The 10515-nt window shown below is 70.8% G+C and carries 12 protein-coding genes and 1 pseudogene; 11 read left to right on the forward strand and 2 right to left on the reverse strand.

Annotated elements, in window-relative coordinates; translation table 11 throughout:
• The 3 genes and pseudogenes from MVA01S_RS26050 to MVA01S_RS26060 form a co-directional block, all read left to right on the forward strand.
• A pseudogene (locus tag MVA01S_RS26050) lies at positions 1-217 on the forward strand (amidohydrolase); the annotation flags it as partial.
• Complete coding sequence (gene lnt / locus MVA01S_RS26055) at positions 210-1865, forward strand: apolipoprotein N-acyltransferase (protein WP_003933491.1); 1656 nt, start codon at positions 210-212, stop codon at positions 1863-1865. The pseudogene MVA01S_RS26050 and the gene lnt, both read left to right, overlap by 8 nt.
• On the forward strand, positions 1862-2650 hold the full coding sequence (locus tag MVA01S_RS26060) for a polyprenol monophosphomannose synthase (RefSeq protein WP_003933490.1): 789 nt from the start codon (positions 1862-1864) through the stop codon (positions 2648-2650). The genes lnt and MVA01S_RS26060 overlap by 4 nt, the downstream gene beginning before the upstream one ends.
• A 15-nt stretch (positions 2651-2665) precedes the next feature.
• On the opposite strand, the gene rbpA is transcribed toward MVA01S_RS26060, so the two are convergent.
• The gene (gene rbpA / locus MVA01S_RS26065; RefSeq protein ID WP_003933489.1) at positions 2666-3004 is read right to left on the reverse strand and encodes an RNA polymerase-binding protein RbpA; all 339 of its coding nucleotides are present in this window, start codon (positions 3002-3004) and stop codon (positions 2666-2668) included.
• A gap of 146 nt (positions 3005-3150) precedes the next feature.
• On the opposite strand from rbpA, the gene MVA01S_RS26070 reads away from it, so the two are divergent.
• From MVA01S_RS26070 to MVA01S_RS26105, 8 genes are all read left to right on the forward strand, one after another.
• Positions 3151-3501, forward strand: a complete 351-nt coding sequence (locus MVA01S_RS26070) for a hypothetical protein (RefSeq protein ID WP_003933488.1) — start codon at positions 3151-3153, stop codon at positions 3499-3501.
• Between the two features lie 43 nt (positions 3502-3544).
• Positions 3545-4771: an alpha/beta hydrolase gene (locus MVA01S_RS26075; protein ID WP_040543050.1), complete on the forward strand. Its 1227-nt coding sequence runs from the start codon at positions 3545-3547 to the stop codon at positions 4769-4771.
• A gap of 69 nt (positions 4772-4840) precedes the next feature.
• Positions 4841-5551, forward strand: coding sequence for a hypothetical protein (locus MVA01S_RS26080; protein WP_040543048.1), 711 nt, complete (start codon positions 4841-4843; stop codon positions 5549-5551).
• Between the two features lie 105 nt (positions 5552-5656).
• Positions 5657-6439 carry an ABC transporter permease gene (locus MVA01S_RS26085; RefSeq protein ID WP_040543072.1) on the forward strand — a complete coding sequence of 261 codons (783 nt, stop codon included), beginning with the start codon at positions 5657-5659 and terminating at the stop codon, positions 6437-6439.
• Positions 6439-7191, forward strand: a complete 753-nt coding sequence (locus MVA01S_RS26090) for an ABC transporter ATP-binding protein (protein WP_003933484.1) — start codon at positions 6439-6441, stop codon at positions 7189-7191. The genes MVA01S_RS26085 and MVA01S_RS26090 overlap by 1 nt, the downstream gene beginning before the upstream one ends.
• A complete protein-coding gene (locus MVA01S_RS26095) occupies positions 7188-8201 on the forward strand; it encodes an ABC transporter substrate-binding protein (RefSeq protein ID WP_003933483.1) in 1014 nt (337 codons plus the stop codon). Before MVA01S_RS26090 ends, MVA01S_RS26095 begins: the two co-directional genes overlap by 4 nt.
• A gap of 7 nt (positions 8202-8208) precedes the next feature.
• The gene (locus MVA01S_RS26100; protein ID WP_003933482.1) at positions 8209-9306 is read left to right on the forward strand and encodes an LLM class flavin-dependent oxidoreductase; all 1098 of its coding nucleotides are present in this window, start codon (positions 8209-8211) and stop codon (positions 9304-9306) included.
• 28 nt (positions 9307-9334) lie between these two features.
• Positions 9335-9913, forward strand: a complete 579-nt coding sequence (locus MVA01S_RS26105; RefSeq protein ID WP_003933481.1) for a hypothetical protein — start codon at positions 9335-9337, stop codon at positions 9911-9913.
• A 6-nt stretch (positions 9914-9919) separates the two neighbouring features.
• Here the strand turns inward: MVA01S_RS26105 and MVA01S_RS26110 are convergent.
• A partial coding sequence (locus MVA01S_RS26110; RefSeq protein WP_060941749.1) for a hypothetical protein occupies positions 9920-10515 on the reverse strand: 596 nt, incomplete at its 5' end.

The following is a 10515-nucleotide window of genomic DNA, read 5'->3' on the forward strand; positions in this document are numbered from 1 at the left end:
CGGCGTCCGCGACGGCGTGACGGGCACGCTGGTGCCGGGCGCGCCCGCGACGTACGCGATCTGGGAGGCAGACGGATTCGACGTCAGCGCCCCCGCCGACGCGGTGCAACGCTGGTCCACCGATCCGCGCTCCCGCGTGCCGGTGCTGCCCCGGCTGGACGGCGACCTCCCGCGGTGCAGGCAGACCGTGCACCGGGGGCACGTTCTCCATGGCTGACGCACCCGCACGGCTCGTCCGGTTCGCGACCGCGATCGCCGACCGCTGGCACGTGCTCGCCGTCACGCTGGCCGCGGGCCTGCTGCTGTGTCTGAGCTTTCCGCCGTTCGGCTGGTGGTACGCGGCCATCCCGGCGTTCGCGCTGCTGGGCTGGGTGCTGACCCGGGCATCCACCACGCTCGTCGGTGGCGCCGGCTACGGCCTGCTCTTCGGCCTGGCGTTCTACCTTCCGCTGCTGCCGTGGATCAGCGGTCTGGTCGGCGCGGTGCCGTGGTTGGCGCTCAGCTTCGCCGAGGCGCTGTTTCCTGCCCTCTTCGGCCTGGTCGCCGTCGCGGTGCGGAAGCTGCCGGGCTGGCCGCTCTGGTTCGCCGGGCTGTGGTCGGCGCAGGAATGGCTGAAGTCGACGGTGCCGTTCGGCGGGTTCCCGTGGGGGGTCGTGGGCTTCTCGCAGACCGAGGGTCCGCTGCTGCCGCTGGCCTATGTCGGTGGTGCTCCGCTGGTGTCGTTCGCCGTGGTGCTCGTCGGGTTCAGCCTGGCTGCTCTGGTCCTGGCGATCGTCGCCTGGTGGCGGCGTGACGCGAAGGCCCGCGCCGCCGCGCCGCCGTCGGTGGTGCTGCCCGGGGTGTGCGTGACGCTGGTACTGCTCTCGGCGACGCTGGCCTGGCCGAACGTCCGCAAGGCCGGCCTGGGCGTGGCCGACGAGCCGCCCGTCACCGTCGCGGCCGTGCAGGGCAACGTGCCGCGTCTCGGCCTGGACTTCAACGCCCAGCGTCGCGCCGTGCTCGACAACCATGTCCGCGAGACGCTGCGGCTGGCCGACGACGTGCGGGCCGGGCGGGCCGCGCGGCCGATGCTGGTGATCTGGCCGGAGAACTCCTCGGACATCGACCCGCTGGCCAACCCGGACGCGGCACAGCTGATCTCCGCGGCGGCCGCCGCCGTCGACGCGCCGATCCTGGTCGGCGGGGTGGTCGCGGCGCCGGGCTACAGCCGCACCAATCCGGTGTCGAACAACACCGTGATCGTGTGGAATCCCGGGACCGGTCCGGCCGAGCGGCACGACAAGCGGATCGTGCAGCCGTTCGGCGAGTACCTGCCGTGGCGCGACCTGTTCAGCAAGCTGTCGTCCTACGCCGACCGGGCCGGCTACTTCGTGCCCGGCGACGGCGACGGGGTGGTGCGCGCCGCGGGCATCCCCGTCGGCATCACCACCTGCTGGGAGGTCATCTTCGACCGGGCCGCGCGCGAATCCGTGCGCGCCGGAGCCCAGTTCCTGGCTGTGCCGAGCAACAACGCCACCTTCGACGAGGCGATGAGCGAACAGCAGCTGGCCTTCGGCAGGCTGAGGGCCGTCGAGCACGACCGCTTCGTCGTGGTCGCCGGCACCACCGGGATCAGCGCGGTGATCGCGCCGGACGGGCGTGAGATCGCCCGCACCGGATGGTTCGAACCTGCCTACCTGGACCAGCAGATCCGGCTGAAGACCACGATGACACCCGCGACCCGGTTCGGTCCCTACATCGAAGCGGCCCTGGTGGCCCTCGGCGTTGCGGGACTTCTCGGGGCGATGCTGCACAATGGTTTGTTCTTGCCCGCAAGATGGAGGGGTCGGCGATCGACCACCGACGACGACAAAGGAGCCACATGAGCGTCCCCGGTGGCATGAGCGACGGCTCCGCACCCGGCGTGCGTCCCACCCGCCGCACCCTGGTGATCATCCCCACCTACAACGAGCGGCAGAACCTCCCGCTGATCCTCGGGCGGGTGCTGGAGGCGCAGCCCGACGTCCACGTGCTGATCGTGGACGACGACAGCCCCGACGGCACCGGCCAGTTGGCCGACGAGTTGGCGGTGGCAGATCCCGACCGGGTGCACGTGCTGCACCGAGCGTCCAAAGAGGGTCTCGGCGCGGCGTATCTGGCCGGGTTCGCCTGGGGCTTGGGACGCCAGTACACCGTGCTGGTGGAGATGGACGCCGACGGCAGCCATCCGCCCGAGCAGCTCGACCGGCTGCTGAGCGCGGTCGACGCCGGTGCCGACGTGGTGATCGGGTCGCGGTACGTCGACGGCGGGGAAGTGGTGAACTGGCCGCGCAGGCGGCTGGTGCTCTCGCGGACCGCCAACGGCTACTCGCGCATCCTGCTCGGCGTCGAGATCCATGACATCACCGCCGGGTACCGGGCGTACCGCCGTGAGGTGCTCGAGAAGATCGACCTCGGCGCGGTCGACACCAAGGGCTACGGGTTCCAGGTGGACCTGACGTGGCGGTCGATCAACGCCGGCTTCACCGTCGTCGAGGTGCCGATCACGTTCACCGAACGCGAGCACGGGGTGTCGAAGATGGACGGTTCGACCATCCGGGAGGCGATCTTCAAGGTCGCCCAATGGGGTTTGCGCGCCCGGTTGGACCGGGCGCGCGGGATCGCCCGCTGACGCGGGCGGTCTGCCCTAGTTTCCGCGACGGCGGGTCTTGACGATCTCGAGGCGCTCCTTGAGCAGTTCCTCGAGCTCTTCGACCGAGCGGCGCTCCAGCAGCATGTCCCAGTGGGTGCGCGGGGGCTTGACCTTCTTGGGCTCCGGGACGTCACCCTCGATCAGGGTGCCCTCAAGGCCGTTGCGGCACAGCCAGGTGCCGGGGATCTCGGCGTCGTCGGCGAACGGGACGTCGAATTCCTCGCCGTTCTCGGTGCGGTAACGGGCGACCTGACGCGGCGCCAAGTCGTGGTTGCGGTCCGTCTCGTAGCTCACGGCTCCGAGGCGGCTGCCCCTCAAGACACGATCAGCCATCGTCAACTCCTCTGTAGCGATTGGTCCGGACTTCGCCGGAGGCGAATCGAGGACCATGGTTCAACGCGAATCCCGCGCCGAAAGTTCCCCGACTCGACCGTCGATGATACCGGGATTCTGTGACCGGCCCGTCTACAGTCTGGCCCATGACGTCGCTGAGCGCCCCGACCGGCACCCGCAGGCGTCCGCAGAGCTGTCGGTGGTGCGGGCGGGAAGTCGCCGACGCCGGGCTCGGCCGACGCCGCCAGTACTGCAGACAGTCCTGCCGCCAGCGCGCCTACGAGCAGCGCGCGCTGGTGAAGGGCACCTCGGTGCCGCCCGACGCGATCGTGCTCTCCGCGGAGGAAGCCTCCGAGCTGTCCGACCGGGTGTACCAGGTGCGGTGCGCCGCCGAGGACATGGCGACCGCGCTGGAGGAGGGCGCGGACCGGGCCGAACTGCGCGAGCTGTGCGAGGCGGTGATGCAGGCGGCCCGCGCCGCCGACGGCTGGCGCTGATCGACCGCCCGCGAACCGGCGCCCGCGCCGCTACGCTTATCGCGTGACCAGCGCAGATTTTGCGCTTCCCCCGTCGCCGCGAGTGTGGCGCTGGGACGACTTCGTCCTCGACTCGGCCCGCTACCAGCTGCGCTGTGGCGACATCGAGATCCGGGTCGAACCGCAGGTGTTCGACGTGCTGACCCACCTGGTCAGGCACAGCGAGCGCTTCGTCACCAAAGAAGAGCTTTTCGACACCGTCTGGGGCGGGCGATTCGTCGGGGAGGCGGCGCTGACCAGCCGGATCAAAGCGGTCCGGCGTGCACTCGGCGACGACGGCGAGTCGCAGCGCTACATCCGCACCATCCGCGGGCGCGGGTATCAGTTCGTCGGGAGCCTTCGCCCCGGTCCGGACGGCGCCGCGAACCCGCCCGCACCCGACCGCGACGTGCCCCGCCAGCACATCGCGTTCACCCGGGCCGCCGACGGTGCGCGACTGGCCTACTCGGTCTGCGGAGCCGGGCCGCCGTTGGTGCGCGCGGCGAACTGGATGACCCATCTGGGCTATGACGTGGAGAGCCCGGTGTGGCGGCACTGGGTCCGCGACATGTCGGCGCGGCACACGTTCGTCCGCTACGACGAACGCGGATGCGGGTTGTCGGACTGGGCGGTCGACGGCTTCACCTTCGCCGACTGGGTCAGCGATCTGGAGTCCGTGGTCGAGGCGGCGGGGCTGGAGAGGTTCGCGTTGCTCGGGGTGTCCCAGGGCGGTGCGGTCGCGGTGGCCTATGCGGCCCGGCACCCCGGTCGGGTGACCCGGCTGGTGCTGTGCGGCGCGTACGCCGCGGGTCGCGCGGTGAGGGCGCATACGCCGGACGAGAAGCGCGCTGCCGCATTGGATCTCGATCTCGCCCGGGTCGGGTGGGGCCGGGACGACCCGGCGTTCCGGCAGGTGTTCGCCGCGCAGTTCCTGCCCGACGGCAGCCGCGCGGACTGGGCGGCGTTCGACCAGTTGCAGCGCCGCACCACCTCGCCGGAGAACGCGGTGCGCTTCCTGGAGGAGTTCGGCCGCGTCGACGTGCGCGACCTGTGCGACCGGATCCGTTGCCCGACGTTGGTGCTGCACTCCCGCGACGATCACCGCGTCCCGTTGCGTTGCGGCGAGGAGTTGGCCGCGCTCATCCCGGGCGCCGATCTGGTCACGCTCGCCAGCAACAACCACCTGCTCACCGGAGCCGAGCCGGCGTGGCAGGTGTTCTGCGCCGAGGTCGAGGCCTTCCTGGCCGCCTGAGCGGTGATCTCCAGCCAATCTCCACATAATCTTCATGCGCGGCCGCCCGGCGCCGATCATGCTCGACGCATGAGAAAACACCTCCGCCCCGTGCTGCTCGGGATCGGCACGCTGATGGCGCTGACCACCGCGTGCGGCAACAGTTCGACGACCGAGGCACCGTCGTCGTCCGCGGCGGCGCCGGCCCCTCAGACGTCCGTGTCCGCACCGTTCCCCGAGTCGGCGCGCTACATGGCGGACATGGCCGCCGCCGACGGCAAGACCATGACGATCGGCATCAGCGTCGACGGGTCCGAGGTCGCCGCGTACGCATGCAACGGCGTCGACGACGAGGCGTGGTTCTTCGGCCGTCAGACCGACGGGGACATCGACCTGAAGTCCCGGTTCCGCGACACGCTGGCCGCGGACTTCGACGGCGCCGACGTCATCGGCGAGGTGACGATGAACGGCGTCGAGTACTCGTTCACCGCCGAACCCGTCTCGGGGGTCGCGGGCATGTACACCGCCGAATCGGCGGGCGTGCGCGCGTCCTGGGTGGTGCGCCCCGACCGGACGGCCACCGGTGTCCAGTTCAGCGGCTTCGCCGAGGGCGACCGCACCTTCGACCCGTTCAACCTCGACGAGTTCAGCGATTTCGACGTGCGCAACAATGTCCGCAACAAGCGCAACCTGACCCCGGCCGGGCCCATCGAGTTCGGACCCGACGGCACTCCGCACGCGTCGATCAACGGGGTCGGTGTCACCCCCACCCTGGTGACCGGGACCTTCCGGCTCAACTGACCGGGATCGCGGCTTCGCCTCACGCAGAATCTAACCCTTCGGCACCGCACGGCCGGCGCGTAGCGTCGGTTCACCGTGACACGTCCCGCCGATCTGACAACGCCGCTGCCCCAGGGTAATTCGACGACAGCGGGCCGCAGGGCCGATCGCAGGTGGGCCCTGATCCGGCTCGCCTCGCCGTTCGCCCTGCTGGCCGTGTGGCAGCTGGGCAGCGCGCTCGGGCTCATCCCGCAGGACGTCCTGCCCGCGCCGTCGCTGATCCTGGAAGCCGGCGTGGAACTCGTCGAGAACGGCCAGCTCGCCGACGCGCTCGCGATTTCCGGCCTGCGCGTCGTCGAGGGCCTGCTGCTCGGTGGTGTGGTCGGGATCGTGCTCGGCACCGCGGTCGGGCTGTCCCGCTGGTTCGAGGCCACCGTCGACCCACCGATGCAGATGGTGCGCGCGCTGCCGCACCTGGGCCTCATCCCGCTGTTCATCATCTGGTTCGGCATCGGGGAGCTGCCCAAGGTGCTGCTCGTCGCGCTCGGCGTCAGTTTCCCGCTGTACCTGAACACCTTCTCGGCCATCCGTCAGGTCGACCCCAAACTGTTCGAAACCGCTCAGGTCCTGGGCTTTTCGTTCTGGCAGCGGTTCCGCACCATCATCGTCCCCAGTGCCGCCCCGCAGGTCCTGGTCGGGGTGCGCCAATCGCTGTCGATCGCGTGGCTGACGCTGATCGTCGCCGAGCAGATCAACGCCGACAAAGGCATCGGCTTCCTGATCATGAATGCGCGCGACTTCCTGCGCATCGACATCATCATTTTCGGCCTGATCGTCTACGCCCTGCTCGGGATCGGCACCGACGCACTTGTCCGTGCCCTCGAGCGCCGAGCCTCGAGGTACCGCTGATGACCCTGATCTCTCAAGTCTCCGACCATGTTTCGGAGCTGCACAACACGCCGGCCGGTGAGCTTCGGCACGTGGACAAGTGGTACGGCGCGCACCACGTACTCGACGACGTGTCGGTGCGCGTCGAGCGCGGCCGGATCGTGGCCCTCATCGGGCGCAGCGGATCCGGTAAGTCCACGGTGCTGCGGGTGCTGGCCGGGCTCTCCACCGACCACACCGGCGAGCGGAACGTCGCGGGGGCGCCTGCGCTGGCGTTCCAGGAGCCGCGGCTGTTCCCGTGGCGCGACGTGCGCACCAACGTCGCCTACGGGCTGACCCGAAGCCGGCTGCCCAGGGCCGAGGCGATCGCCCGCGCCGAGCGCGCGCTGGCCGACGTCGGCCTCGGCGACCGGGCGGGTGCCTGGCCGCTGACCCTGTCCGGCGGTCAGGCCCAACGGGTCTCGCTGGCCAGGGCGCTGGTGGCCGAGCCTGAACTGCTGCTGCTCGACGAGCCGTTCGGCGCTCTGGACGCGCTGACCCGGCTCTCGATGCGCAGCCTCCTGCTCGACCTGTGGCGCGAGCACGGTTTCGGCGTGCTGCTGGTCACCCACGACGTCGACGAGGCCGTCGCTCTGGCCGACCGCGTGTTGGTGCTCGAGGACGGCCGCATCGTCCACACCCTGGACATCCCCGATCCGCGCCTCGGGCCGGGGCAGGGACATACCGCGGCCTACCGTGCCGAGTTGCTCGAGAGACTGGGAGTCCAGCTGTGACCAGAATCCTGACCGTCGTTGCGGTGCTGAGCCTTCTGCTGACCGGCTGCGTGAGCCGACAGGACGCCGCGGGTGCCCAGGAGGCGCCGGCTCTGGTGCCGCTGACCGAACTGGCCGATCTCACGTTGCAGGTGGGGGACCAGAAGGGTGGCACGGAGGCGCTGCTGCACGCCGCGGGCATGCTGGACGACCTGCCCTACCGGATCGCGTTCTCCACCTTCACCTCCGGCCCGCCGCAGATCGAGGCCGCCACCCCAGGCAAGATCGACTTCGCGGTCACCGGCAACACCCCGCCGATCTTCGGGGCCGCCGCCAACGCCAGAGTCAAGGTCGTGTCGGCCTACGACGGCAGTGGTCGCGGCGACAAGATCCTGGTGCACGCGGATTCGCCGCTGCGTGCGGTCACCGATCTGGCGGGCAAGCGGGTCGCGATCGCCAAGGGCAGCTCTGCGCACGGCAACGTGCTGGCGCAGCTTCACCGGGCCGGTCTGTCGACCTCGGACGTGCAACTGGTCTTCCTGCAGCCGGCGGACGCGCTCGGCGCGTTCACCCAGCGCCAGGTCGACGCGTGGGCGGTCTGGGACCCCTACACCGCGCAGGCCGAGGCCGACATCGCGGTGCGCAGCATCGCCGAGGCCACCGGGGTGACCAACGGCGCCGGCTTCGGCGTCGCCTCGGATCAGGCGCTGGCCGACCCGAAGCGCAACACCGCGATCAGTGACCTGTTGGTCCGCTACGCCAAGGCCGCGCAGTGGGCGCGCGACCACCCCGACGAGTGGGCCCGCAGCTACGCCGCCTCGGTGGGGCTGAGCCCGGAGGTGGCAGCTGCCGCCCAGGGCCGCAGCCTGCGGTTGCCGTTCGCGCTGTCCGACGAACTCGTCGCCTCCGAACAGGAGCTGGCCGACCTGTTCGCCGACTCCGGGCAGATCGCCGCAGCACCGGAATTCGCGAAATGGGTGGACCGGCGATTCGCCGAAACCCTTGCGCCCCTGTACCTCGATCGCAGCTAGGAGTGAGATGACCACACCAGCACGCTTTCACTGGTTCCTGCCCACCGCCGGCGACGGCCGGTCCATCGTCGGCGCGTCACACGCGTCGTCGCAGCGCTCGGAACCGGAGGGCTACCGGCCACCGTCGCGCCGCTATCTGGCCGAGATCGCCCGCGCCGCCGACCGGCTCGGCTACGAGGGAGTGCTCACCCCGACCGGGACGTGGTGCGAGGACGCCTGGCTGACCGCGTCCGCGCTGCTCGCCGAGACGGAGCGACTCAAGTTCCTGGTGGCGTTCCGGCCCGGGCTGGTGCCGCCCACACTGGCCGCTCAGCAGGCCGCCACGCTGCAGCGCTTCTCCGAGGGGCGGGTGCTGCTCAACATCGTCAGCGGCGGCGACGACACCGAACAGCGCCGGTTCGGTGACTGGGTCGGCCACGACGACCGGTACGCCAGGACCGACGAATTCCTGCGCATCGTGCGATCGGTCTGGACCCAGGACTCGGTCGACTTCAAGGGACAGTTCTACGACGTCGCCGACGCGCGGGTGTCCGCGCCGCCGGACCCGTTGCCGCAGATCTACTTCGGCGGCTCGTCGGCGGCCGCGCTGCCCGTGGCGGCCCGACACGCCGACGTGTACCTGACCTGGGGTGAGCCGCCCCGGGACGCCGCGGCCAAGATCGCGAACGTGCGCGCCCTGGCCGCCCAGCGCGGCCGGACGCTGCGCTTCGGGATCCGCCTGCACACGATCAGCCGGGACACCTCGGAAGCCGCCTGGGCGGTAGCCGAGGAGATGCTGGCCGCGCTGAGCCCCGAACAGATCGCCGACGCCACCGCGCTGCACGCCCGTTCGGAGTCGGAGGGACAACGCCGGATGACCGCCCTGCACGGCGGCCGGGTCGACCGGCTGGAGATCTATCCGAACCTGTGGGCGGGGGTCGGACTGGTACGCGGCGGTGCGGGCACCGCGCTCGTCGGCAGCCACGCCGAGGTCGCCGACCTCGTCGCGCAATACCACGCACTGGGTTTCGACGAGTTCATCCTGTCCGGCTACCCGCATCTGGAGGAGGCGTACTGGTTCGCCGAGGGCGTACTTCCGCTGCTGCGGCGCAAAGGTGTCGCCTGAGCCGCGGTGGTAGGCGAAGCTGTCGGACGTGGACGCATGGTTCGAGCGCAGCCCGTTCGTCGGTTTCGTCCCGTGGATCATCTACTGGGTGGTCGCCGACGGGCCGAGCACCTGGATGTTCGGCGCGATCTGCGCGGTGGTCGCGGCGCTGATCATGGGCATGTCCGCGGGGTTCGGCGGGCTGCGGTTGCTCGACGTGGTCACCGTCGTGTTCTTCGCCGGGGTGACGATCGCCGGGCTGGTGCTCGGGGCGACCGACCGCGACTGGATGGACACCTACGCGACCACGCTGTCCAGCGGGGTGTTGGCGGTGATGGCGCTGGCGTCGTTGGCGTTCGAACCGTTCACCGCCCAGTACGCCCCGGCCGATGCGGCCCGCAGGGACTGGGAGGAGGCTGCGTTCCGGCGCACCAATCAGGTGCTGACGCTGATGTGGGCCCTGGTGTTCGCGTTGATCGCGGTGCTCGGTTTCCTGGCCGCGACGTCGCCGTCGACGGTGCACCTGACCAAGGCAGTCATCCCGGTCGTGGTCATCATCGGGGCCGTCGGCATGACGCAGGCCTACCCGGCCAGGGTCAGGCAGAAGGCCCGCCAGGACGTCGGGTGAGACTCGTTAGCAGCTGAACGAGCGCGCCGCGTCCGGTGCCGGCGGCACCTCGGTCAGGCAGCCGAACGCCGACACGCCGTCGGCCGCCAGCCGCACCGCCGACCGGTGTGCGTAGTTGACGCAGAACAGGCCCGAGGTGTCGCTGCGGCAACGGGTGTCGCCGAACGTCAGCGACTGACCGGCAGGCAGCTCGGTCCCCGGCCCGTTGACGAACGGACCGGGATCGCCGCGCAGCGCGCCGACCGACAGGCCGGTACCGGTGTAGTCGATCCAGCCGGGCTTCCACATCCCCTCGGCCTGCGCCGGCCGCGGTGGCGGCGTGGTGAGCTCGAGCAGGCAGGTCATCGACCCCGCCCCGGTCACGCACTGGGTGTTGGCGTGCGGCGCCCCCGACGCGGCGGTGAACGCGATGTCCTCGCCGAGAGTGGTCGTCACGCCGTCCCGGAAGGCGACGTGGAAACCGGCCGGGTCCGCGGCCTGGCCGCCCTCGATCCAGCCGATGACCTGGTCGATGGACGCGTCCGGGGCCGGTGCGCCGGAAGGGCTCTGCGGGGCGGGCGGGGTGGCCGGCGGCGGCGCCGAGGTGGTCGCCATCGGCGGCG

Origin of the sequence: Mycolicibacterium vaccae NBRC 14118 = CIP 105934, from assembly GCF_001552715.1 — a bacterium.
Classification (GTDB): Bacteria; Actinomycetota; Actinomycetes; order Mycobacteriales; family Mycobacteriaceae; genus Mycobacterium; species Mycobacterium vaccae.

Coding starts and splice junctions, on each gene's coding strand:
- MVA01S_RS26080 (WP_040543048.1), top strand. CDS start 4,841: ATGAGAAAACACCTCCGCCCCGTGCTGCTCGGGATCGGCACGCTGATG.
- MVA01S_RS26090 (WP_003933484.1), top strand. CDS start 6,439: ATGACCCTGATCTCTCAAGTCTCCGACCATGTTTCGGAGCTGCACAAC.
- rbpA (WP_003933489.1), bottom strand. CDS start 3,004: ATGGCTGATCGTGTCTTGAGGGGCAGCCGCCTCGGAGCCGTGAGCTAC.
- lnt (WP_003933491.1), top strand. CDS start 210: ATGGCTGACGCACCCGCACGGCTCGTCCGGTTCGCGACCGCGATCGCC.
- MVA01S_RS26100 (WP_003933482.1), top strand. CDS start 8,209: ATGACCACACCAGCACGCTTTCACTGGTTCCTGCCCACCGCCGGCGAC.
- MVA01S_RS26060 (WP_003933490.1), top strand. CDS start 1,862: ATGAGCGTCCCCGGTGGCATGAGCGACGGCTCCGCACCCGGCGTGCGT.
- MVA01S_RS26070 (WP_003933488.1), top strand. CDS start 3,151: ATGACGTCGCTGAGCGCCCCGACCGGCACCCGCAGGCGTCCGCAGAGC.